General features: G+C 65.3%; 23 protein-coding genes and 2 other RNA genes. 8 read left to right on the forward strand and 17 right to left on the reverse strand.

Features of this window, described 5'->3' with window-relative positions:
• Positions 1-7: 7 nt before the first annotated feature.
• The 10 genes from VC212_RS00520 to VC212_RS00565 all read right to left on the reverse strand — a co-directional run bounded on the left by VC212_RS00520 (position 8) and on the right by VC212_RS00565 (position 9,924).
• Positions 8-751 carry a transferase gene (locus VC212_RS00520; protein WP_323514059.1) on the reverse strand — a complete coding sequence of 248 codons (744 nt, stop codon included), beginning with the start codon at positions 749-751 and terminating at the stop codon, positions 8-10.
• Positions 748-1,713 (reverse strand): 5'-nucleotidase, encoded by a 966-nt coding sequence (locus VC212_RS00525; RefSeq protein ID WP_115512039.1) that lies wholly within the window; start codon positions 1,711-1,713, stop codon positions 748-750. Before VC212_RS00525 ends, VC212_RS00520 begins: the two co-directional genes overlap by 4 nt.
• A gap of 156 nt (positions 1,714-1,869) precedes the next feature.
• Positions 1,870-2,646, reverse strand: coding sequence for an NAD kinase (locus VC212_RS00530; protein ID WP_115527524.1), 777 nt, complete (start codon positions 2,644-2,646; stop codon positions 1,870-1,872).
• A gap of 157 nt (positions 2,647-2,803) precedes the next feature.
• Positions 2,804-4,939: a bifunctional 23S rRNA (guanine(2069)-N(7))-methyltransferase RlmK/23S rRNA (guanine(2445)-N(2))-methyltransferase RlmL gene (rlmKL, locus tag VC212_RS00535; RefSeq protein WP_323514262.1), complete on the reverse strand. Its 2,136-nt coding sequence runs from the start codon at positions 4,937-4,939 to the stop codon at positions 2,804-2,806.
• A gap of 165 nt (positions 4,940-5,104) precedes the next feature.
• Entirely contained in the window at positions 5,105-6,718 is a 1,614-nt protein-coding gene (locus VC212_RS00540; RefSeq protein ID WP_323514263.1) for an ABC-F family ATP-binding cassette domain-containing protein, read from the reverse strand.
• A 255-nt stretch (positions 6,719-6,973) separates the two neighbouring features.
• Positions 6,974-7,050: non-coding RNA, sX9 sRNA (locus VC212_RS00545), on the reverse strand.
• Between the two features lie 180 nt (positions 7,051-7,230).
• On the reverse strand, positions 7,231-8,190 hold the full coding sequence (locus VC212_RS00550) for a class I SAM-dependent methyltransferase (protein ID WP_323514060.1): 960 nt from the start codon (positions 8,188-8,190) through the stop codon (positions 7,231-7,233).
• A gap of 167 nt (positions 8,191-8,357) precedes the next feature.
• Positions 8,358-8,864 carry an N-acetyltransferase gene (locus VC212_RS00555; RefSeq protein WP_323514264.1) on the reverse strand — a complete coding sequence of 169 codons (507 nt, stop codon included), beginning with the start codon at positions 8,862-8,864 and terminating at the stop codon, positions 8,358-8,360.
• Positions 8,865-8,908: 44 nt separating this feature from the next.
• Positions 8,909-9,436 (reverse strand): alpha/beta fold hydrolase, encoded by a 528-nt coding sequence (locus VC212_RS00560; protein WP_055844717.1) that lies wholly within the window; start codon positions 9,434-9,436, stop codon positions 8,909-8,911.
• Entirely contained in the window at positions 9,433-9,924 is a 492-nt protein-coding gene (locus VC212_RS00565; protein ID WP_055844720.1) for an MOSC domain-containing protein, read from the reverse strand. Before VC212_RS00565 ends, VC212_RS00560 begins: the two co-directional genes overlap by 4 nt.
• A gap of 23 nt (positions 9,925-9,947) precedes the next feature.
• On the opposite strand from VC212_RS00565, the gene VC212_RS00570 reads away from it, so the two are divergent.
• The gene (locus tag VC212_RS00570) at positions 9,948-10,523 is read left to right on the forward strand and encodes an N-acetylmuramoyl-L-alanine amidase (RefSeq protein WP_055844723.1); all 576 of its coding nucleotides are present in this window, start codon (positions 9,948-9,950) and stop codon (positions 10,521-10,523) included.
• A gap of 43 nt (positions 10,524-10,566) precedes the next feature.
• Here VC212_RS00570 and VC212_RS00575 read toward each other — a convergent pair whose 3' ends face one another.
• The 4 genes from VC212_RS00575 to VC212_RS00590 all read right to left on the reverse strand — a co-directional run bounded on the left by VC212_RS00575 (position 10,567) and on the right by VC212_RS00590 (position 14,087).
• The gene (locus VC212_RS00575) at positions 10,567-11,517 is read right to left on the reverse strand and encodes a DUF1684 domain-containing protein (RefSeq protein WP_323514062.1); all 951 of its coding nucleotides are present in this window, start codon (positions 11,515-11,517) and stop codon (positions 10,567-10,569) included.
• 88 nt (positions 11,518-11,605) lie between these two features.
• On the reverse strand, positions 11,606-12,478 hold the full coding sequence (locus VC212_RS00580) for a sulfurtransferase (RefSeq protein ID WP_323514063.1): 873 nt from the start codon (positions 12,476-12,478) through the stop codon (positions 11,606-11,608).
• A complete protein-coding gene (locus VC212_RS00585) occupies positions 12,475-13,272 on the reverse strand; it encodes a CoA pyrophosphatase (protein ID WP_055844732.1) in 798 nt (265 codons plus the stop codon). The genes VC212_RS00580 and VC212_RS00585 overlap by 4 nt, the downstream gene beginning before the upstream one ends.
• Positions 13,273-13,388: 116 nt before the next feature.
• Entirely contained in the window at positions 13,389-14,087 is a 699-nt protein-coding gene (locus VC212_RS00590) for an FKBP-type peptidyl-prolyl cis-trans isomerase (RefSeq protein WP_104613852.1), read from the reverse strand.
• A 164-nt stretch (positions 14,088-14,251) separates the two neighbouring features.
• Between VC212_RS00590 and VC212_RS00595 the strand changes: the two genes are divergently transcribed.
• The 4 genes from VC212_RS00595 (at position 14,252) to VC212_RS00610 (ending at position 16,269) form a co-directional block, all read left to right on the forward strand.
• Positions 14,252-15,034, forward strand: coding sequence for an enoyl-CoA hydratase-related protein (locus VC212_RS00595; RefSeq protein ID WP_323514064.1), 783 nt, complete (start codon positions 14,252-14,254; stop codon positions 15,032-15,034).
• An 8-nt stretch (positions 15,035-15,042) separates the two neighbouring features.
• Positions 15,043-15,414, forward strand: a complete 372-nt coding sequence (locus VC212_RS00600; RefSeq protein WP_323514065.1) for a hypothetical protein — start codon at positions 15,043-15,045, stop codon at positions 15,412-15,414.
• A 41-nt stretch (positions 15,415-15,455) separates the two neighbouring features.
• On the forward strand, positions 15,456-16,121 hold the full coding sequence (nth, locus tag VC212_RS00605; RefSeq protein ID WP_311238739.1) for an endonuclease III: 666 nt from the start codon (positions 15,456-15,458) through the stop codon (positions 16,119-16,121).
• Positions 16,122-16,192: 71 nt separating this feature from the next.
• Positions 16,193-16,269: non-coding RNA, sX9 sRNA (locus tag VC212_RS00610), on the forward strand.
• A gap of 304 nt (positions 16,270-16,573) precedes the next feature.
• Here the strand turns inward: VC212_RS00610 and VC212_RS00615 are convergent.
• The 3 genes from VC212_RS00615 to VC212_RS00625 all read right to left on the reverse strand — a co-directional run bounded on the left by VC212_RS00615 (position 16,574) and on the right by VC212_RS00625 (position 19,261).
• A complete protein-coding gene (locus tag VC212_RS00615; RefSeq protein WP_323514066.1) occupies positions 16,574-18,133 on the reverse strand; it encodes a SulP family inorganic anion transporter in 1,560 nt (519 codons plus the stop codon).
• An 11-nt stretch (positions 18,134-18,144) separates the two neighbouring features.
• Positions 18,145-18,825 (reverse strand): carbonic anhydrase, encoded by a 681-nt coding sequence (locus VC212_RS00620; protein ID WP_055844743.1) that lies wholly within the window; start codon positions 18,823-18,825, stop codon positions 18,145-18,147.
• A gap of 115 nt (positions 18,826-18,940) precedes the next feature.
• Complete coding sequence (locus tag VC212_RS00625; RefSeq protein WP_193552544.1) at positions 18,941-19,261, reverse strand: hypothetical protein; 321 nt, start codon at positions 19,259-19,261, stop codon at positions 18,941-18,943.
• Positions 19,262-19,598: 337 nt separating this feature from the next.
• Between VC212_RS00625 and VC212_RS00630 the strand changes: the two genes are divergently transcribed.
• From VC212_RS00630 to pstS (VC212_RS00640), 3 genes are all read left to right on the forward strand, one after another.
• Complete coding sequence (locus VC212_RS00630; protein ID WP_323514067.1) at positions 19,599-20,849, forward strand: OprO/OprP family phosphate-selective porin; 1,251 nt, start codon at positions 19,599-19,601, stop codon at positions 20,847-20,849.
• A gap of 203 nt (positions 20,850-21,052) precedes the next feature.
• Positions 21,053-22,072, forward strand: a complete 1,020-nt coding sequence (pstS, locus tag VC212_RS00635; RefSeq protein ID WP_323514069.1) for a phosphate ABC transporter substrate-binding protein PstS — start codon at positions 21,053-21,055, stop codon at positions 22,070-22,072.
• 336 nt (positions 22,073-22,408) lie between these two features.
• Positions 22,409-23,500 carry a phosphate ABC transporter substrate-binding protein PstS gene (gene pstS / locus VC212_RS00640; protein WP_055844755.1) on the forward strand — a complete coding sequence of 364 codons (1,092 nt, stop codon included), beginning with the start codon at positions 22,409-22,411 and terminating at the stop codon, positions 23,498-23,500.
• Positions 23,501-23,607: the final 107 nt, after the last annotated feature.

Below are 23,607 nucleotides of genomic sequence, written 5' to 3' on the forward strand. Positions count from 1 at the left end.
CAATGCCTCAGGAAAACCGCCAGGCCCGTTCCTGCCACGCCGCCTGCAAGCGCAGCATCGACGGCCGCAACTGACGGCGTGCCGACCATGCCAACCCGGCCAGCGCGGCGTCCGGCGTCCCCGGTGTGCGTCGGTTGTTCCAGGCGAACACCACCTGGTTGCGCAGATCCGGTTCGGGCAGCAGCAGCACCAACCCATCGAACAGCTCTCGCAACTGCGCCAGATGCTCGGCCATCGGCACCTGAAACAGATTCAGCGCCAACACCCCGCCCTCGCGCAAGGCCGCGCGACAATCGGCGTAGAACTGAGGCGTGCACAAAGCCGGCGGAATGCCATCGGCGTCGTAGGCATCCAGCAACAACAGGTCGTAGCGTCCGGCGCGGTGGCCGATCCAGTCGGCGCCATCCCCCAGCGTGATCTCCAGCCGCGCGTCGTCGCGCGGGATTGCGAATGCATCGCGCAACGCCAGCACCTGCGGGTCGGCTTCCACCGCTTCCAGACGCGTGCTGCGCAGGTAGCGATGACAGAACTTCACCTGCGCACCGCCACCCACGCCGATCAGCCCAATGCATTCCGGGCGCGGTTGCAGCCACAGCGCAGCCAGCATGCTGCGCGTATACGGCAGCATCAGCCGATGCGGCGCCCAGCGCGACATGCGGGTCTGCACCGTGTCGTCGGTGAAGGTCAGTTCCAGCGTGCGCCAGGTCCGCAGCAACCCAGCACGCGCTGGCGACTGCGGCGACTCGCTCATCGGCTCGGCGGATCGTTGGCCACGCCGTGCGGCACGTGGCCGGCCGCCACATGCTGATGCTGGCGTGCGCTGTCGATGTTGTGCTGCGAGTCGTCGAAGAAGATATCTGCGCCAAACGCTTCCAGAAACGGCCCCTTGTGCCGGCCGCCGAGAAACAGCGCTTCGTCCAGGCGCACGCCCCACTCGCGCAAGGTCCGGATCACCCGCTCATGCGCAGGCGCCGAACGCGCGGTGACCAGCGCCGTGCGGATCGGCGACGCTTCGCCGGGAGGAAACGCCGCCTGCAGCGCATGCAACGCCGACAAAAAATTGCGGAACGGCCCAACCGACAGCGGTTCGCGTGCGCGCTCGCGCTCATGGCGCCCGAACGCTTCCACACCCTGCTCGCGCGAGATGCGCTCGCTCTCGTCGCCGAAGATCACCGCGTCCCCGTCGAAGGCGATGCGCAGCTGGGTGGGCAGGCGGCTCTCATCGTTGTCCACGATCGCTGCGGCCGCTTCGGCACGTTCGCCCGGCGCACGCGGCATGATGGTGGCCGCGGCAATGCCGTGAGTGAGCGCACGCCGTACCGATTCCGGATTGGCCGACAGGAACAGATCGGTACCAAACGGTTTCACGTACGGCCAGGTCGGCTGACCAGACGTGAAAGTCGCGCGCACGATGCCCAGGTTGTAGTGCTGGATCGAATTGAAGATGCGCAACCCGGTATCGGCAGAATTGCGCGACAGCAGAATCACCTCCACGCGCGGGGTTTCTTCGGGCACATCGTGGTTGAGCGCCAACAGCTTGCGCACCACCGGAAACGCGACCCCCGGCTGCAGGATGTCGTCTTCGTGCTCGCGCTGGAACGCCGAATACGCCTCCACCCCGTTCGCCTCGAACAGCGCATGGCCTTCTTCAAGATCGAACAGCGCGCGCGAGGTCACCGCGATGGTCAATAACCTGGGGGAGTTGTCAGCCATTTGGGTGCCGGGAATAAGGAGTGGGGGGTGGGGAATCGGTAGAAGCAGGAACGGGAGAGCGGAATTGCATCGGGCATCCGTGCAGCATCGTAGCGTGTGCGGACACGTTTAAAGCGCTCTTGCGGCGCCCTTGCCGTTGCCAATCCCGAATGCCCCTCACACCGCAAACTGTTCGCTGAAGATGCGCTCTTCCAGATTGTGTTCCGGATCGAACAGCAACGTGACGCGGCGCTCGGTGGATTCGCGGATGGTGACTTCCACCACGTCGCGAATCTCGTGCGAGTCGGCGGTGACGCTGACCGGGCGCTTGTACGGGTCGAGCACGCGAAAGCGCACTTCGGTATCGGCCTTGAGAATGGCGCCACGCCAACGGCGCGGGCGGTACGGCGCAATCGGCGTCAGTGCCAGCGTGTGCGAGCCCAGCGGCAGAATCGGCCCGTGCGCCGAATAGTTGTAAGCGGTACTGCCGGCCGGCGTTGCGACCATGACGCCGTCGCCGATCAGTTCGGCGATGCGGGTCTGGCCATTGAGATCCACGCTCAGATGCGCGGCCTGGCGGGTCTGCCGCAACAGCGAGACTTCGTTGTACGCCAGCGAGCCGGCACTGGTGCCGGATTCGGTCTGCACCAGCATTTCCAGCGGCCGCAGATGCGCAGGTTCGGCACGTTGCAGGCGGACCAGCAAGTCGTCTTCGTCGTCGCGGTACTGGTTCATCAAAAACCCGACCGAGCCCAGCTTCATGCCGAACACCGGCTTGTCGGCGGCACCATGGCGATGCAGGGTCTGCAGCATGAAGCCATCCCCACCCAGGGCACAGACGATCTCGGCGGTCTCCAGCGGATGATCGCCGTAACGCTGCACCAGACGCGCCCGCGCGTTCACGGCGGGCTCGGTGTGACTGGCCACAAAGGCAATGCGGGGTGATGCGGTCATCGTTGACTCCAAAGCATGCGAATCAGCATACCGCAGCGCTGTGGTGGGCTTGTTGGCGACGCGCCCTGCCCTCGCACGCGCGGCCGCCGCTGCGCAGTGGCCGCCGCGACGCACGCAGCGGGCGCCACGGCACACCGCCACATCGGCCGGCCTCGGCTCAGGCCGTCAACCGCCAGGCGCGATGGATGCGCGCATGGCGTTCGAAATCCGGGTCGATGGTGCGCGGGCTGATTTCCTCGCATTGCGCGAACTCGGCCACCGCTTCTTCATCCAGCTTGAAACGGCGGAAGTTGTTGGAGAAATACAGCACGCCGCCCGGCGCCAGGCGCGCCACCGCCGCGCGCAGCAAGCGCACATGCTCGCGCTGGATATCGAAATCCTCGGCGCGCGCGGAGTTGGAGAAGGTCGGCGGGTCGCAGAAGATCACGTCGAAGTGCGCGCGCTCGGCCTCCAGCCAGGCCAGCGCATCGGCCTGCACCAGCTTGTGCTTGCTGCCGGCCTGGCCGTTCAAGGCCAGGTTGTCGGCGCACCACTGCAGATAGGTGCCGGACAGATCCACGCTGGTCGTGGCGCTGGCGCCAGCCACCGCCGCCTGCACACTGGCCACGCCGGTGTAGCAGAACAGGTTGAGGAAGCGCCGCCCCTTGGACTGCTGCGCCATGGTGCCGCGCAACGGGCGGTGATCCAGGAACAGGCCGGTATCGAGGTAATCGAACAGGTTCACCCGCAGCAGCGCGCCGTGCTCGCGAACATTGACGATTTCGTTGCGCTGCTCGAAGCGGCCGTACTTGCTGCCGCCCTTGCCACGCTCGCGCGACTTCAGTGCAACGCGCTCGGCCGGCACCTCGAACACCTCGCGCGCAGCGGCCAACAACTCGCCCAGACGCCGGCGTACATCCGCCTCGGGAATGGTCGCCGGCGCGGCATATTCCTGCACATGCAGGAAGCTGCGCCGGTCGCCATCGGCTTGCTGATACACGTCGATGGCAGCGGAGTATTCCGGCAGGTCGGCATCGTAGACGCGGAAGCACTCGATGCCTTCGCGGGCACGCCACTTCTTGAATTTCTGCAGGTTCTTGCGCAGGCGGTTGGCCACCATCTGCGCGCCTTCGCTGAGCGCGGTGGGCGCTGCCAACGGGGTACGGCGCGGCACTGCAATCGGGTCGCAGACGATCAACGCGCACTCGATCGCGCCATTGAACAACTGGTATTTCTTGCCCGCGCGCAAGCCGGTGGCGTAGGCCAGCTCGGCATTGCCGCACAGCAGGCTCGCACGCCACTGCGGCACCACGCGCTGCAGGGTATCGCCCAGTTTGCGATACAAGGCCGCATCGGCAGCCAAACGCTCGTCGTACGGCGGATTGCAGACCACCACGCCGGTGGCCTGCGGCGGGGTCTGCAGGTCGCCGACCTCGCGCACGCCGAACCAGATCGCCTCGGCCACACCGGCCACCTGTGCGTTCTCCTTGGCGGCGCGGATCGCATGCGGGTCCATGTCGCTGCCGTGGATCACCTGCTTCAGCGCGGCACGGCCGGCGCTGTCGCGTTCGCGCGCTTCGTCGACCAGCTGCTGCCAGACCGCACGGTCGAACCCGCGCCAACGGCTGGGCACATCGCTGCCGTAGCGCTGCAGGCCGGGCGCGACGTCGGCGGCCATCAAGGCGCCTTCGATCAACAGCGTGCCGCTGCCGCACATCGGGTCCAGCAAGCCGCCGCCGTCGGCATATGCGCGCGGCCAGCCGGCGCGCAGCAGGACGGCAGCAGCCAGGTTTTCCTTCAGCGGCGCTTCGTTCTGCGCCATGCGCCAACCACGCCGGTGCAACGGGCCGCCGCCCAGGTCGATCGAGATGGTGGCACGGCCCTTGCGCAGCGACAGGTTCAACCGCAGGTCGGGGCTTTCCACATCCACCGACGGGCGTTCCAGCCCCTGCCGGCGCATGGTGTCGACCACCGCATCCTTGATGCGCTGTGCGGCATAGCGCGCGTGCGTGATCGAGGTGCCGGAGACGTGCGCATCCACCGACAAGGTGTGGCCCACCGACAGGTGCTCGTCCCACGGCAGCTCGGACACACCGGCATACAGCGCGTCCTCGTCCGGGCAGTCGAACTCGGTGAGCGGCCACAGCACCCGGCTGGCCAGGCGCGACCACATGACGGCGCGCAGCGCGTCGCGCGGTTCACCCTCGACATTGACGCCGGAGATGGTAGCGGTGGCCTTGCTGGCACCGAGCGCAAGCAGCTCGTCGGCAAGCAGGTATTCCAGGCCTTTGGCACAGGATGCGAAGAATTTCACGTAGGCAGGTATCGATAAGACGCTGGCGCGGCGGCGAGCGTGGGAGCAGGACAGCGGGCCGGCGCCCGGGTGGGCAGTGCCGTGGACGCCGTGGATGGGCCGCAAATGGTCGGCCATCGCGGCCGGCATTACCACCCCCGCCGGCTGCAGGGCCCGCCGCACGGTTCACCAGGGCGCCAGCCGCCACTGCGCCTGCCCGGTGTCCAGCCGCTGCTGCAGGCCCAAGCGGTCCAGGAAGGCGGCATCGTGCGAGGCCACCAGCAGCGCCCCGGTGTAGCTGCGCAGCAGCGTCTCGATCGCCTCGACGGAGGCCAAATCCAGATGATTGGTGGGTTCGTCCAGCAACAGCAGCTGCGCCGGCTGGGCCCGATACAGCGCGCAGGCCAGCGCTGCCTTGAGCCGCTGGCCGCCGCTGAGCTGGCCGGTGGGCAGGTCGGCACGCTGGCGGTCCAGCCCCAGCAACGCCAGGCGCAGCCGCTGGGCGTGCTCGGCGGCGGCGGGGTCGGCATCGCACAGCTGTGCGGCGGCCGAGCGCGCCGGGTCGAGCATGCCCAGATCCTGATCCAGATAGGCCACCGGCACATGCACCTCGCACTTGCCCGCCTGTGCCGCCAGGCGCCCGCCCAACAGCTGTAGCAGCGAGGATTTACCGCTGCCGTTCGGGCCGACCAGCCCGACGCGGGGCTGGCCGTGCAGCAGCAGATCTACGCGTCGCCCACCCAGCCGCCCATCCGCCAGCTCCACCTGCTGCAGGGTCGCCAGGCGTTGCGACGCGCCTGCCGCCGTCGCTGGTGCCAGCAACGCAATGGCCAGTGGGACCTCCACCTGGGCTGCGGCCTGCGTCACCGCCTCCGACAAGCGCGTTTGTTCGGCCTGACGGTGCTGCTGCAGCCGTCCGGCGCTGACCTCGCTGCGCTGCCGCTGGCCCCCGAGCAGGATCGGCGCCTGATTGGCCTGCGCCGCCGCGCGCGCGCCACGCGCCTGGCGTTGCTGCTGGCGCATGTGCTGCTCGCGCAATGCCTGTTCGCCGTGCGCACGTGCCTGTTTGCGCTGCGCAAGCAGCTCGCCGGCCGCCTGCTGCTCGCGTGCGTGCTGCTGCGCGTAGTGGGTGTAGTTGCCGCCATAACTGCGCACCCCGTGCGCGGACAGCGCCAGGATGCGCTGCATGCCATCCAGCAGCAGCCGGTCATGGCTGATGATCAGCAACCCACCCTTCCAAGCCTGCAACTGCGCCAGCAGCCGCTGTCGCTGCGGGCCGTCCAGATGGTTGCTGGGCTCATCCAGGATCAGCAGGTCCGGTTGCGTCAGCCAGGCGCCGGCGAGCGCCACCCGCATGGCTTCGCCGCCACTCAGATGCGCGGCGGGGGCCTGTGGATCGCGGCCACCCAGCCCTTGCTGCTCGAGCGCTGCGGCGAACTCGGCGTGGGCATTCCAGCGCTCGCCCACCCGCTCGAAATCGGCGGGCGCCACGCTCCCGGCGGCGATCCGGTCCAGCGCGTCCAGCAACGGCGCCACACCTGCCAGATCGGCGATGCGCTGCCCCGCCATCGCGCTCACGCGCTGCGGCAGGTAATGCACGCTGCCATGGCGTACGCAGCGGCCGCTGCTGGGTGCCAGCTGCCCGGCCAGCAGACGGCCGAGCACACTCTTGCCCACCCCATTACGACCGACCAGGCCGGTGCGGCGCTGATCGATGTGCAGGGTGAGATCGGAAAACAGCGTGCTGCCATCGGGCAGCACGAACGCGACGCTTTCCAGCGTCAACGACGGACAGGTCATCAGTACCTCCATTGCATGCCAGGACACGTCGCGTTCCAGACGGAACGGCAACGGGTATGGCCGTCATCACGACGGCGGCATCAATGGCGCATTGGACCAATCCTCGAACAGTGGGTGCAGCACAAGTGTAGGCCGGTCTGCGGCTGCACCGAAACCCCTGAACATCACTGCGCCGAACAATCCGCTCAACGACTGCGAGATATCCGCAGGAAAACGCACGCCTGCACGCTTTTAGCCCGCCCTGCCCCTTGGAGCGGCTAACAAGACATAGCGTGCAGTCGTCAGGTGGATACGGACCGCGCGCTCAGAACCGCAGTGCACGCGTGGCACATGCCGCACCGAGCACCGGCCGTGTCCGCCTGGCGGTGAGTGCAGTCGTTTTGTTAGCTGCTCTTCGCCGACGCGCGCGCCTGGCGTTATCGGTATCCGCAATCGCGCGCCAACGCAGCGGACACTCGCCGGCACGCACCGACACTCCATGCCGCGAGAGAGTCGCTGCGTCGTCGCTACCCTCAGGCATGCATCGGCTTTTGCGCGATCACAGTGGGAAAGATGCTGGCGCGATCGTCGATGAAACGCACGCTTGCAAAGCCGGCACTCTCCAGCTGTGCGCGCGTTTGCGCATGGGTGCGGAACGATGCCCAGCGCGCCTGGACGATATCGATGAAGACCTGGCTCTGCAGCACCAGCGATGCCTGGTCGATCAGGGCCAGTTTCCACGTGGATTCCGCGCACAGGCTGGGCGGTGGCGTCAGGAAACTTGCCACCAGCGTGCCGCCCGGCCGCAGCCTGTGGAAGAACGCGCGATAGAGCGCGACCACCCGCGCATCGTCCGGCTCGTAGAGATTGAGGCCGTTGCTGGTCACCACGTCCGCACTGTCTGCATCGCCCTGCGCCCAGGCATCTTCCAGCCGCAGCGACAGCTGCTGCTCCAGCCCGTAGCGACGTGCCAGCTGCAGCGCACCGTCCAGCGCTTGCGGGTCCAGATCGATCCCGATCAAGCGCACATCCGGGCACTGCCGGTAATCCAGGCTCAACACATCGCCCATCCATCCGCACGGCACCGACGCGATCGTCATGCCGGGCCGCAACAAGGCCTGCAATTGCGCACGGAAGATGCCGAACCGCTCGCGGGTTGCGAGCACGGCCGGCGTCTTCTCGAAAATTTCGTACTCCAGTGCCGGCGTAGTGCTTTGCGGCAGCGTTCCCGCCTCATAGGTGACCAACCGATGCGTCCACTCCGCATTGAGCCCACGATTGCGCAGCAGGAACCGCCCCAACTCCATTGCCCACAGCGCATCGACCAGTTGCAGCAAACGCTCCACTTCGGCAGCAGAACGGCTGGCGTCCTGCCGCAGTCGCGACCGGATCGATGCAAGCAAGGTCGCATCATCCTGCAAGGTATCGCCCGCATGCGAAATCAGGCCGGCACGCGGTTCACTGGGCGGCATCGGTCGCACGTCACATTGCATCTTTTTTCACCTCGGCAAGCGTCAATCGCTGTTGCCGACCATGGTGACGAACGCGGCAATGCGCTGCGGCCGAAAGCGCGATGCAGGGTGCCGGTGAACGAACGGGCGTCACCTGTGCGCAGGATCACGACTGCATCCGTTCACGCATGTGCAGCGCTGCGCGCGACTCAGCCCAGACCGAATGCCGGGTGATAGGCCACATCGGCCAGTGGCAACAGCCGGTCGCCGAACGCCAGCGCCTGCAATTCCGATACGGGTGCATCGGGCACGCTCAGCCCCGACTCGACGGCGAACCCAAACCGCCGGAAAAAACCGGGTTCACCAAAGGCAACGCATCCCGCCGCGCCGCGTTCGCGCAAGGTCGCCAGGGCTGCGTGCACCAGACGACTGCCCAGGCCCTGGCGTTGGTGGCCCGGGCCCACCGCCAACGGCCCCAGCGCAAACCAGCCCGACGACCCGTCGGACAAGCTCACCGGCGACACTGCCAGATGGCCGACCACATACCCGTCGTGGTCGGCGACCAATGACAGTGCCAGCGCATCGTCATGACGCAGCGCGGCGATCACATGCTGTTCGTCATGGCGGCTGTGCTCGGCGCGCATGAACGCCACCATGGTCAATATCTCGATGGCGGCGGCGTCACCATCGCTGGCCTCGCGAATCAGCACCGCCATCGCCGGCTCGGCCGGTGTGGGCGACATGTCGTCAGCCTCGTGCATCACAGGCGCTGCAACAGTTCGGCGAACGCGTTCGCTGCCGTGTCCACATGCGCGGCGAGATCGTGCTCATCGTCGACCAGCAACAGCCGCGCCCGACGCGCCTGCGCCCAGGCGATCACGTCTGCGGCGGGAATCAGCGCATCGCGCCAGGCATGCACCACCGAGATCGGCACCGGCGCAGCATCCAGCGCCGGCAGCGGGCCCATCGTGGTTGGCGGCACCATCAAAAACAGCCCGCGCGTCGGCACCTGCAGCGACACTTGCGCCGCGATATAGGCGCCCAGACTGGAACCCACCAGCACTAGCGGCCCCTTGCCTGCGGCGTCGCGTGCGATCTGCAGCAATCGCTGCAGGCGTCCGCGCACGTCACCGAGCGGGCTGACATCGCGCTGCGCATCAAGATCGGTGAAATCCGGGCGTTCATGGGTCCACCCCAGGCGGTCGGCAACCTCGGCCAAGGCGCTGACCTTGCGTGCCGCAGGGCCGCTTTCGAACCCATGCGCCAGAATGCAATGGCCGCGGCTCATAGCGCCTGTACCGTATCGCCAATACGCAGCACGCCGCCCCGCAGCACGCGCGCGCACAGCCCACCGTGTCCACGCATCGCGTTGTAGCCGCCCGCGCCCAGCGCGTCTTCCATGCGCGAGCATGGGTCGCACGGGTCGGTGCCTTCCAGCTCGACATCGCCAATGCGGAAGCGCCGCCCTTTCAACGCGATCAGCGGAATGCCGGCGATCACCAGATTGCGGCGCAGCGTGGCCGGCGCGATCGTCGCATGCCCTGCCAGCGCCGCGATCACCGGCAGATGCTCGGCCTGGATCAAGGTGATCCCACGCTTGCCGCTGCCGCCCTTGTAGCGATCGCCCACCAGCCCGATGCCGGTGGTGGCCTGCGCGGCGTCCACCTCCAGCATCTCCACATCACGCGCCGGACGCACGCCGATCCAGGTCACCTGACCGGTCTGCGGCAGCGTCGCCATCAATTTGCCCAAAGGGCTGTCGGGATTCAAAGCCATCGGCGAATGCTAGCATTCGCTTCATGTCCGATGCCGTCCTGCCGTCGCCACCGATCACCTACGCGCCGTTGTCTTACGAATCGCGACTGGCACGCCGCCGGCTCGAGCACATCGACATGGTGGTCATTCACTGCACCGAATTGCCCGACATGGCCATGGCGCGCGACTACGGCGAGCGCGTGCTCTACGACAGCGGCACCGGCAACAGCGGGCATTACTACATCGATCGCAACGGCAGCATCCAGCAGTACGTGGCGCTGGACCGCGTCGCGCATCACGTGCGCGGCCACAATCCGCATACCTTGGGCATCGAGCTGGTCAACAGCGGCCGCTATCCGCACTGGCTCGACTCGCGCCATCAAGCGATGCGCGAAGCGTATCCGGACGTGCAGATCGCCACGCTAATCACCTTGCTGCAATGGCTGCAGCAGCAGCTGCCATCGGTGCGCCGCATCGCCGGTCATCAGGAACTGGACACCACCCAGGAAGCGGCCAGCGACGATCCGGCACGCAAGATCCAGCGCAAGCTCGATCCCGGCCCGCTGTTTCCATGGCCCCGTATCGAAGCGGCGGTCGGCTGGGCGCACGCATTGCGTTGAGCGCACCGGGCACGCGCAGGCAACGCACGCAGAACCCGCGCGATCAAGGATCCACGGCGCGATAGGTTTTTTCGCCCGCATTCACCGCCACCGCCAGCCGGTTTTCCGGCGGAGCGATCGGACAGACCACATGCGGGGTGAACGCGCAGGGCGGATTTTCGGCGAGATTGAAATCGAGCAGCACACGGCCATCGCGCGGCATCGCGGTGAACAGATAGCGCGCGCCGCCATAGCTTTCCTTGCCACTGGTGCGATCGGTGAACAGAAAAAACAGACCGCTGCCATCGTCCTGCGCGAGCGGCTGCAGATGGTATTCCCGACCATCGCGGGTAAACACCGCCTCACCCGGAACCTCCGCCGTCAATGGCGTGCCGATCGAGGTCAGCAAGGTCACCGTCCGCGGTACGGCATACGGCTGCCAGCGTGCATCGACCCGCCATTGCGGGTCGATCGGGAAATACTCAAAGCCCTGAAATGCGGTCAACGCCGGCGCTGCCGGGTCGCGAAAACGCCAGCCAAACAACGTGCCGGTCTGCACCAGATAGAACTGCCGGTTGTCCACATCGAGCCGGTCGCCACGCCGCTCAGCCCGCTCCGGCTCCAGGCTGACGTCATCGACAGCCTGTCCGTTCAAGCTCACCGCCGCACCGGCAGCCGCCTTGAAGCGCACGTGGCCCTCGGCATCCAGGCTGAGCTGGCCCAGCTGTGCAGGGCCGGCAGGCAACACGACATCGCTGTGCGGATCGCTGCCGACCTGATACCGACCTGGACGCACGCGACCGGAGGCGGTATAGCTCAACCAGCCATCGGGCGCGCGCACGTGTGCCAGCCGTTGCGCGCGAACACGTTCCAGCGCGACCTGATACACCTGCTGCTCATTGGCATTCGAACGATTGGCCGCGCGCACAGCGCCGGCACCGCCAGACTCAGCCGAACACGCAACCATCGCCATCACCGCGACGCACAAGGCGCCCACCCGCAACTGCAACCGCATGCATCCACCCACCACTGCAAGAAACTGCGCTCCGCGCAGTGAGCCTGCGTCCCCACAGACCACCCTTCCTGCGGCTATTGTGCATGCATCAGGCAGCAGTCGCGACCGGACGCGACGGATCCTGCAACCAGCCGCTCCAGGAACCAGCATAGACGCGCGCGCCGGACAGACCGGCCACTTCCAGCGCCAACAGCAGATGGCAGGCGGTCACGCCCGATCCGCACATCACCACGGCCTGCTCGGGCCGATACGTGCCCAGCACTGCAGATAGCTCGGAACGCAATTCATCGGCCGGCTTGAAGCGGCCATCGCGGAGGCTCAGACCCAGCGGACGACTCACCGCACCCGGCACATGCCCGGCGATCGGATCGATCGGCTCCACCTCACCGCGAAACCGCTCGCCGGCGCGCGCATCCAGCAGCCAACCCGGGGCCTGCTCCAGCCGCGTCAGGATCTGTTCGGCGTCCACCACGGCATCGGTGTCGAAACTGCCGGGATACGCGGCGCCATCTCGCACTGCCGGCAGCTCGGTGGTCTCGGCCAAGCCGGCACCGCGCCACGCGGCCAGCCCGCCATCCAGCACCGCCACGCGGCGATGCCCCATCAACCGCAGCATCCACCACGCGCGTGCGGCGGCCATGCTGCCATCGCCCGCGTCGTAGACCACCACCTGGCTGTGCGGATCGATGCCCCACGCGCCCAGGCGCCTGGCAAAGTCGGCGCTCTGCGGCAACGGATGCCGCCCTTGATCGGCACGCGACAGGTCGGCCAGGTCACGATCGAGATCGACGTAATGCGCGCCGGGCAGATGTCCCTGCGCGTATGCCTTGCGTGCCGCCTGCGGATCAGGTGCGGTTGGTGGCGTGGCACGCGCATCCAATAGCCGCAGCTGTGGGTGCGGCAATGCCGCCGCCAAGGTGGCGCTATCGACCAGCGTGGTCCAGTTCGGATCGGCACTCATGCAACCTGCTCCAGGCGACGACGAAGATTGAGGAGAATGGCCGCAGTGGCGCCCCAGATGCGCTGCCCTGGCCAATCGTATTCGAGCACGCGCCGCTGGCGGCCGCGAAATTCCAGCTCCACGCTGCGCAGATTGTCCGGGTCCATCAGATAGGCCAGCGGCACTTCGAAGACCTCGGCCACCTCTTCCGGCTGCGGCACCGCCACGAACGCGGGGTCGATCACCGCCACCACCGGCGTGACCCGAAACCCGCTCACGGTCAAAAACGGATCCAGATACCCCAACGCATGCACCTGCTGCGCACCCAGCGCGATCTCCTCGCAGCTCTCGCGCAAGGCCGCCGCTGCCGCATCAGCATCGGCAGGTTCCATCCGCCCGCCCGGGAAACTGACCTGCCCGGCATGGTGGCGCAGGCTGTCGGTGCGCCGGGTCAGCAGCACCATGGTGCCCTGCTCGCGCGGCACCAGGCCGCATAGCACCGCCGCTTCGGCGGACGCACCGCCCTCGCTCAGATCGATCAGTTCGGCATGGTTCCAGCCCGGCCCGTCGGGTGCGGTGTCCAGCGAATACAGCGCCCGGCGCAACTGCGCGTACTCGGGCAGCGCCGCCATGAGCCCACGTGCAGGCAACACGGTGTGCAACAACTCCTGGCGTTCGGCGTCACTCATGCTCATCCACCGTGCAATTTCATCCAGGCTGCGCAGGCAGCCGACACAGTGCGACTGCGCGTCCAACGAACATACACCGATACACGGGCTGGGCAGATCCCCGCGATTGGAATCGGTGTCGCTCATCGCGCGTTTCCGCAGCCGCGGCGTGGGTGTTTCATCGCTCTCTTCAGCAAGGTTGGGACGCCAAAACGACAACGCCGGCCTGGTGGCCGGCGTTGTCAGTGCAACAGCACAAGCTATTACTTGACGCTGACCAGCTTGATCTCGAACTGCACGGCCACGTTCGGCGGGAACGGCGTACGCGGGTCGGCGCCGTAGGCCTGATCCGACGGCAACGTCACTTCCCACTTGGAGCCGGCCGGCATCTGCAGCAGGGTCTCGCGCATGGCCTTCATTTCGACTTCGCTGACCTTGATGGCCGGGATCTGCTGCGCCGGACGCGCCTTCTCACGGTCGCCGAAGGGGAACGGACCGGCCACTTCCAGCTGCACGGTGCTGGCCTGGGTCGGCTTGGCGCCCTTGCCCGCTTCGATCACGCGGTACTGCACGCCGCTTGGCAGCGTCTGCACGCCAGCGGTGCCCTTGTTCTTGGCCAGGAACGCTTCGCTTTTGGTCTTGTTGGCAGCAGCGGCCTTGTCGTACTCGGCCTTGGCCTGCTGGGCACGGCCCTGCTCACGCTTCTGGAACGCTTCGACCGCCGGCTTCAGCTGGTCGGCGGTGATCGCCGGCTGCTTCTTGGCATAGGCGTCCTGCAGACCCTTTACCACCGCGTTGATGTCGAGCTGCTCGCCGCGACCGGTGAGTTCGGCAAGGTTATTGCCGTAGTCGTAACCGAAGTAATAGCTCAACTTGCCCTTTTCGGACGTCGTGTCCTGGGCCAGTGCATTGCCCGTCAGGGCCAGGGCCGCCACAGCGACCGCGATAGAACGCAACTTCATCAAACAATTCTCCAGGGTGGTGGCACAGGACGGGTCTGCCGCCTGAGATGACGCGCTAGGATAGCGGCCGCGATACCGAACCGCTACTTATCACGAAAGCTATGACCAGCAAGGCTTTCGGAAGTTCCGTATTTACTATTTTTTTACGTTCGCAAGGGTTTGCCATGTCCAATGACGTCATTCTGATCGCCGATCACGCCAGTGTCCGGACCATTACGGTCAATCGGCCGGACAAACTGAACGCATTGAACCGCGACACCATGCTGGCGCTGGACCAGGCGTTCGTGGACGCGGCAAGCGCCGACGACGTGCGCGTGGTGGTCCTCACTGGCGCCGGGCCCAAATCCTTCGTGGCCGGCGCGGACATCGCCGAAATGAGCGCGTTGTCGGCGATGGACGGCCGGGAATTTTCGCTGGTCGGGCAGCACTTGATGCGCCGGATCGAACGCATGCCCAAGCCGGTGATCGGCATGATCAACGGATTTGCGCTCGGCGGCGGGCTGGAGCTGGCAATGGCCTGCCATCTGCGCATCGCCGCATCCACCGCACGGCTGGGGCAGCCAGAAATCAATCTCGGCCTGATTCCCGGCTTCGGTGGCACCCAGCGCTTGTTGCGCCTGACCGGCCGTGCCGCAGCACTGGAACTGTGCCTGCTCGGCATGCCGATCGATGCAGCGCGCGCACTGCAACTGGGCTTGGTCAATCGCGTGGTCGAGCCCGACGCCTTGCAGGAAGAAACCCAGACCCTGGCCCAACGCCTGGCGAGCGCCGCGCCGCTGGCATTGCGCGGCATTCTGGATGCGGTCGTGTTCGGCGGCGAATGCGGCATCGAAGAAGGCCTGCAGCTGGAAACCGCACAATTTGCGCTGCTGTTCGCCAGCGAGGACATGCGCGAAGGCACCCGCGCGTTCCTCGACAAGCGCCCCGCACAGTTCCACAACCGCTGAGCACCGTGATGCCGCACGCCACCCTACCGGCACCGCGCGCACTGGCCATGCGCTTGTTCGACTGCGTGCAAGCGGACGATCTCGATCGTGCACTGCAACTTGGCCTGATGGACTACCAGCCCGACCCGCACCTCGATGCAGCGGATGCACCGGTCGTGGCGGCCCTGCTCGCCGCACAACAGCGCCTGCGCGCTGCCTGGGTCGCGCGCGAACGCTATCGCGCACGTGCCGCTCGGCTGCAACGCCGCGCCGCCGAACGCGACGCGCGGCGCACGCCCGCACCAGCACCCAGCCAGCCGGCAGCGGCCGCGTTGCCGCCGTTGGCCGCGGCGATCCTGGCGCGTGCCAAAGCCAAGGCAGCGGGAGGAACGCCGTCTTGAACGCTGCACGCCCTGCACCGCCAGCGCGCCGCAGCAGCGGCATGCGCAAGCCTGAAATACAGGAAATGTTCGAGCGTCTGCGCGAACTCAATCCACACCCGACCACCGAGCTGGAATACACCACGCCATTCGAGCTGTTGATCGCAGTGTTGCTGTCCGCGCAGGCCACCGATGTCGGCGTCAACAAGGCCACCCGTAAGTTGTATCCGGTCGCCAATACCCCGCGCGACATTCTCGATCTTGGCGAAGAAGGACTGAAGCGCTACATCGCCACCATCGGCCTGTTCAACGCCAAGGCCAAGAACGTCATCGCCACCTGCCGCATTCTGCTCGAGCAATACGGCGGCGAGGTGCCGCACGATCGTGCAGCACTGGAAGCCTTACCCGGCGTCGGCCGCAAGACCGCCAACGTGGTGCTCAACACCGCATTCGGCGAACCGACGATGGCCGTGGACACGCATATCTTTCGCGTCTCCAACCGCACCGGCCTTGCACCGGGCAAGGACGTGCGCGCGGTCGAAGACAAACTGGTCAAGGTCATCCCTGCAGAATTCCTGCACGACGCACACCACTGGCTGATCCTGCACGGGCGCTACGTCTGCAAGGCCCGCAAACCCGATTGCCCGGGCTGCGTGATTCATGACCTGTGCCGCTACCGCGACAAGACCCCGGCGGCAGCCGAACGGCCGGCAGCGCCGAAGCGTTGACCGGGCCTAGCGGAAGCTAAAGAAACAACTGCGCTCACCGCCCGGCGGGCGCGGCCGCTGCTCGGTGCGGCATGGACCACGCATACACGCCGGTTCTAAGCGTGCCGTCCACACCTACCTGACGACTGCTCGCTGCGTTTTGTGAGCCTCTCCAAGGCGATATGGCTGACACGCACTAGCCATCAGACCCGGACCGGGCCAGCTGCATGCCGCCACCGCTGCTCAACGCAATCGCGTTGCCGGCAATCGCACCGCTGGTTGAGAGATGGCCGCCATCAGTAGGTTGGCGTTAGGCGCCTCGTGTCATCAGCCCACACACAAGCGGTCACGCATCCCCAATCCCAATCCCGGCGCAAAAAAAATCGCGACTGGATGATGCGTCTTTCGGCGCCATGCATCATCCGGTCACGACAGATGTCACCCGGCGCGAACGCCGGGCGTTTGTCACTGACTTATGCCGCTTTGCGCGGTTCGCCCACCAACGTTCTTTCCACGGTCGGCTGACCTTCGACGCGGCGGTCCAGCTCCTTCCAATCCACTACCAGCTCGCATCCGCGCGAAGCCGCATTCCGGCTCCAATCACGCAGCAACTCGATGCAGGCATGGTCGACGTGATGCAGCTTGGCCACGTCCAGATGCAGCGCGGTGTTCGGCGGCACGCTTTCCAGCGTCCGCGCCATTGCCGGCACTTTCAGGAACGTTGCCGACCCCTGCAGGGTCAGATGCATTTCGTCCTTCTTGTCGGCGTGCTCGCGCACCTCGACCTTCAGACGCGACGAATGCAGGGCCAGACGGAACAGCGACAGACCAAAGCCGATCAACACGCCGGTCAGCAGGTCGGTCGCCACGATCGCGAAGGTGGTCGCCAGGTAGATGGCCGCAGTTCCACGACCGTAGGTCGCCAACTCCTTCACCTGCCCGATCTTGATCATCTTCACGCCCGTATAGACCAGGATGCCGGCCAGACATGCCACCGGCGTCATCCGCAACAACCACGGCAGCAGCATTGCGAAGACCAGCAACCAACCGCCATGCAGGATGGTCGAGGTCCGCGTGGCTGCACCGGCCTGGACATTGGCCGCACTACGCACGATCACGCCAGTCATCGGCAATGCGCCCAGGAAGCCGCACAGCATATTGCCAACGCCCTGCGCCGCCAGCTCACGGTCGTACTGCGTCCGTGCGCCTTGGTGCATGCGATCTACCGCCGCCGCCGACAGCAACGTTTCGGCGCTGGCGATAAAGGCAAAGGTCACCGCCGATACCAGCAAGGTGTGGTTGAACACGCCAAAGATGTCGGAGAAGCTGGGGATGGTGATCGCCGAGAACAGGTTGGTCGGAACGTCGACACGATTGACGTCCAGCCCCTGCAGCTGCGCCGTCGCGGTCACCGCGACCACCGCGATCAACGCACCCGGCAGGAAGCGCAGACGCGTCGGACGCAGCTTGTCCCAGGCCAGGATGATGCCGATCGTCGCCAGACCCACGAGCAATGCGGTGCGGCCGGTGCCTGCGCTGATCGCCTGCCACAACACGGCAGGCAATGCAGCGAAGTTTTCCAGACCACGCGCCTTGGGCGCGGCATCCATCAGCACATGCGCCTGCGATGCCACGATCAAGATGCCGATGCCCGACAACATGCCGGCCACCACGGCCGGCGATGTCATGCGGAACCACACACCCGCGCGGCACAGACCGGCAACCAGCTGAATCGCACCAGCCACCAGAATCACCGGACCAAGCGCGGCAACGCCGTGCTCACGCACCAGTTCGAACACCAACACAGCCAGGCCGGCGGCCGGACCGCTCACCTGCAAAGGAGAGCCTGCCAGAAAGCCAACGACCAGCCCGCCGATGATGCCGGTGATCAGACCTGTGGCCGGAGGCATTCCGGACGCGATCGCAATACCCATGCACAACGGCAGCGCAACAAGAAAGACCACGACAGACGACAACAAATCACGCCCGAACAGTCCCTGACGGAAATATCCGCCGATACCTGATGTGTTCATGATCGACTCCGTCAGACGAGTTCAGCGCGGACGACTTGCTGCAGTCGCGGACGCGGAGTGGCTTCTGGAGTGCTTTCGGCCAGCAACGGGCGGAAGCCGCCCTTCTCGGCATCGAAGGCGCGGATCTCCCCGTGGGCGATATCGTAGATCCAGCCATGGATCCGCAAGGTGCCAGCCGCCAGACGGGCTGCAACCACCGGCTGCGTGCGCAGGTGATCGAGCTGCGAGACCACGTTCTCTTCGGTCATGCAGGTCAACGCGTCCTGGCTATGCGGATCGTGGCCGTGATGCGCGGTGACGTGACGTGCCGCATCGGTGTGCTTGAGCCACGCCGCCACGGACGGAACATCTTCCAGCGATTCCGGCTTGAGCACTGCCTTCATCGCGCCGCAGTCGGTATGACCGCAGATCACGATGTGACGCACGCCCAGAACGGCGATGGCGTACTCGATCGCCGCAACCACGCCGCTGACGTGCTGGGAGTAAGGCGGCACCACGTTGCCGATGTTGCGATAGACGAACAATTCACCGGGCTGCGCGGAGAAGATCAGCTCCGGCATAACGCGCGAGTCGGCGCAAGTGATGAACAGCGTATGCGGGCTTTGGCCGCCGGCCAGTTCCTGAAAGCGCGCACTCTGGCGCGGATACACTTCTTTACGGAAATGACGAAAACCTTCTAGCAAACTTTCCATGGGAGATTCCTCTAGGCAACGAATAGCCGTCCGCGGCGCAAACCGCGAATTGCAAAGACAAACAAATCAATAAGAAATCCGGCGCGCAGTGCACCGGGTACAGCGACAGCGGGGATCAGCCAAGCAGCGCGTTTGGAGGACGCAGTTGCGGGATCAGGTCGCGTTTTTGATTTGCCGGCGCATGATGCGCGTGCCAAGAAGGGGAATACCGCGCCAGCATCGGCCAAGCTTGGGAGAGCAAGGGGATATCGTCTGCAGGCTGTGTGTCGACTTGGCTTTGTGTATCGCCATCGTCCTGCGGATCTTCTGCTGCATCGCGTTCTTCGCCAGCTTCCACCATCACCGCAACGCCGTCGCCCACCAACGCATCGTAGATGCGCGTGTGTGCATTGGCTGCCGACCACGCGGTGAGCGCGAGCAGGCAGACCAACAGCAGTTGGAGGAATCGAGGAAACATGGCCTCGAAACTAACAATTTAGAACCTGCCTGCGCAAGTGGTGCGTTGCACAACCTGACATATATGTTCAGTTGGTAAGGGTTCCGGTTCAGGTCGCCTGATCAGACAGCCTCTAGTGCCGCCGGCCCAGCGTGATGCAGTGCACTGTCACATGGCCAGCACGTTCAGATTTTTGACACACGATGACACAGTACAAACCATCGTAAATCCTTGTCTTTATTGGCAAAAATCATTTATTACGTTTCAGTGTTTTTGTCACATTAACGCAACTTTCACGCCATAGCCTGCGCCCACTTTCTCAGGTCGCAAGGCATCTATGAAACTCGCTCCCACCCTGCTTGGCGCAGCACTACTCCTGGCACTTTCCGCACCGGCCGCGCATGCCGAAATCGCCATCGATGTGATCGGCGGTTCCGAAGTCTCGCTGGAAGGCCTGGTCCAAGCCGACGGCAACTGGTTCCACAACGATGTGCAGGACCTCAATGGTCCGATCGGTGCCAATGGCGACAATTCCGAATTCAGCATCCGTCGCGCCGAATTGGTGCTCAAGGGCAAGGGCCCGGGCAACATCGAATGGGTGGCCGGCTACGACCCGAGCGTGCTGAAGGAAGTGACCATCCGCGGTACCACCATCCGCAGCACCGGGCGTTTTCTGGACAACAACGTCAAGTACAAGTTTGGCGGCAACGCCAATAACTACCTGCAGATCGGTCAGTTCAAGCAGCCCAACAGCCTGGAAGAACTGTCCAGCACCAAGAACAACGACTTCGTGTCCAAGGCGTCGGTGACCAATACCTACGGCATCTCGCGCCGGCTGGGCGTGGCGTACGGCATGGGTGACAACAACTGGAGCGTGACTGCCAGCGCATTCGGCCGCGAACTGACCCGCAACCAGGCCCATGGCAGCGGCTATGGCGCGCGTGGCACCTGGGCGCCGATCAACGAAAGCGGCAACGTGCTGCATTTCGGCCTGAGCTACCTGGGTTACGACACCGACGACGACACCCTGCGTCTGCGCGCACGTCCGGACGCCGACCTCACCACCATCCGTCTGATCGACAGCGGCGCCATCACCAATGTGGATCGCGTGGGCGTGGCCGGTGCCGAAGCGATGTGGGTCACCGGGCCGTTCAAGCTGCAGAGCGAATATTTCCAGGAGACCGCCAAGCGCATCGGCAACAACGCGCAGGATTACAAGAGCGACGGTTGGTACGTCAGCGGCGTGTGGAACATCACTGGCGAAACCTGGGGCTACAAGGCCGGCGTGCCGACCACCCCGCTGCCGAACGAACCGGCATCGGGCCTGTGGCAGCTGGCCGCGCGCTACGACACGCTGGACCTCAACGATGGCCACCTGATCGCCAACGGCAACACTCCATTCGTGGACGGCGTGCTGGGCGGCAAAATGAACGTGTGGACCATCGGTGCCAACTGGTACTGGCGCTCCAACTTCAAGTTCGCACTCGACTACGCGAAGGTGGAAAGCACCCGTTACAGCAGCGCCACGCGTGGTCTGGTCGACGACAACCCATCGATCATCGAAGCACGCGCGCAGTTCTATTGGTAAGTGTCCGCACCGTTGGCCACCGTGCACGCGCTTGAGCGGATGCGGTGGCCAAGTGCACCTCAGCGTGACCCGGCATTCCCCGGCGTGCGTTGGATAACGCCATCTTCTTTCTGTCATCTCTTCGACACCTCACGGTCATGCCGCTGCCCTGCAATGGCGCGACTGCGGGACGTCGTGATCCCTACCCTCTCTGGAGCTGTTCCGTGACCCACTCCTTCAAGACCCGTCTGGCCGTCGGCGTGCTCGCCGCCTCGCTGGCACTGTGCGCCCAGGCTGCCGATGTCACCGGCGCCGGTGCGTCCTTTATCTACCCGGTGATGTCCAAATGGTCGGCCGATTACAACGCCGCCACCAAGAAGCAGGTCAACTATCAATCGATCGGCTCGGGCGGCGGCATTGCCCAGATCAAGGCGGCCAGTGTGGACTTCGGTTCCTCCGACGCCCCGCTGAAGCCGGAAGAACTGGCCGCTGCCGGTCTGGCCCAGTTTCCGTCGGTGATCGGCGGCGTGGTGCCGGTGGTCAACGTGGCCGGTATCGCACCGGGCGCGCTTAAGCTCGACGGCAAGACCCTGGGCGACATCTTCCTGGGCAAGATCAGCACCTGGAACGATCCGGCCATTGCCGCGCTCAACCCGGGCGTGAAGCTCCCCGAAGGCAAGATCACCGTAGTGCATCGCTCCGATGGCTCGGGCACCAGCTTCAACTTCACCAACTACCTGTCCAAGGTCAATCCGGACTGGAAGAGCAAGGTGGGCGAAGGCACCGCCGTGCAGTGGCCGAGCGGCATCGGCGGCAAGGGCAACGAAGGCGTGGCTGCCTATGTGAAGCAGATCAAGGGCGGCATCGGCTATGTCGAGCTGTCGTATGCGCTGCAGAACAAGATGTCCTACACCGCGATGAAGAACGCTGCCGGCAAGTTCGTGCAGCCGTCCGATGAAACCTTTGCCGCCGCGGCCAACAGCGCCGACTGGGGCAATAGCAAGGACTTCTACCTGGTGATGACCAATGCCGCAGGCGACAACGCCTGGCCGATCACTGCCACCAACTTCATCCTGGTGCAGAAGAAGCCCAAGAACGCCGCTGGCCTCAAGAACACGCTGGAGTTCTTCCGTTGGGTCTACAGCAAGGGCGATGCCCAGGCCAAGCAGCTGGACTATGTGCCGCTGCCGGAAAGCCTGGTGACGCAGATCGAAGCGTATTGGGCCAAGAACCTGCCGCGCTAAACGCCTGCATCGACGCAGTTGCGCGCATCGTCAGGTGTGCGCAACTGCCGTTGACGACAGCGGTGACGCGCGAGCACGGGCTTGGCGCGCACTGGCCGGGCCTGCCTGACACCTGCATGTCACGTTGACTGGTCACTCTCGACAGAACAGGAACGACGCCGTCTCTCTCCCCGGCGTCGGGACCGGGACGCGGATCCCGGGGGGTGCGATGCCCTCCGCGGTCCGCGTCTTTTTTTGTGATGCCTCTCCCGAAGGCGCTGTCATGAGCGTGTAACAAAAACATCATTTCATAGCGTGGTCTGCCGGACACCCGGCCAATCCAGCCTCGGAGCTTCCATGAAATTGCAGTCGGCCAGTCTGACCGCCCTGTCCCTCACCATCGCCCTTGCCCTGGCTGCGTGTTCGCCCGGCAAGGACGCGCAGTCCGGCGATGCCGCCAAGGGCGCTCCCAGCGCAGGCGCCACCGCAAGCGACAGCAAGGTTGCGGAAATCTCCGGTGCCGGTGCGTCCTTCATCTATCCGCTGGTGTCCAAGTGGTCGGCCGACTACAACGCCGCCACCGGCAACAAGGTCAACTACCAGTCGATCGGTTCCGGCGGCGGCATTGCGCAGATCAAGGCCGGCACGGTGGATTTCGGCTCGACCGACAAGCCGCTCGATAGCGCCGAGCTGCAACAGGCCGGCCTGGGCCAGTTCCCGTCCGCCATCGGCGGCGTGGTGCCGGTGGTCAATCTGGAAGGCATCGCCCCGGGCAAGCTGCGCCTGACCGGCGCGCTGCTGGGCGATATCTTCCTGGGCAAGGTCAGCATGTGGAACGACGCGGCGATTGTCGCGGCCAATCCCGGCGTGACCCTGCCGGCGACCAAGATCAATCTGGTGCACCGCTCCGATGGGTCGGGTACCACCTTCAACTTCTCCAACTACCTGTCCAAGGTCAGCCCGGAGTGGAAGAGCAAGGTCGGCGAAGGCACCTCCGTGCAGTGGCCCGGTGGCGTCGGCGGCAAGGGTAACGAAGGCGTGGCCTCGTACGTGCAGCAGATCAAGGGGTCGATCGGCTACGTCGAGCTGGCCTATGCGCTGCAGAACAAGATGCCGTACACCTCGCTGCAGAATGCCGCCGGCCAGTGGGTCGAGCCGAATGCAGACAGCTTTGCCGCCGCTGCCGCCAGCGCCGACTGGGCCAATGCCAAGGACTTCAACCTGGTGATCACCAATGCGCCGGGCGAGAAGGCCTGGCCGATCACCGCCACCAACTTCATGCTGATGCACAAGCAGGCCAAGGATGCCGAGCGCAGCAAGGCGACACTGGACTTCTTCAAGTGGGCATTGGAAAACGGCCAGGCCCAGGCCAGCGAGCTGCATTACGTGCCGCTGCCGCCGGAGCTGGTGAAGCAGATCCAAGCCTATTGGGGCAGCGAGTTCAAGTAATGCCTGCATCCCGCCTGCATGGCGGGCTGCGCGGCGGTGAGGTGCCTGCGGGCGCCTCACCGTTCCTGATGTCTCACGCTCCCGCCGATGTGCGGGTGACGAGTTCA

This window comes from Xanthomonas sp. WHRI 8932A (genome assembly GCF_035012785.1).
Classification (GTDB): Bacteria; Pseudomonadota; Gammaproteobacteria; order Xanthomonadales; family Xanthomonadaceae; genus Xanthomonas.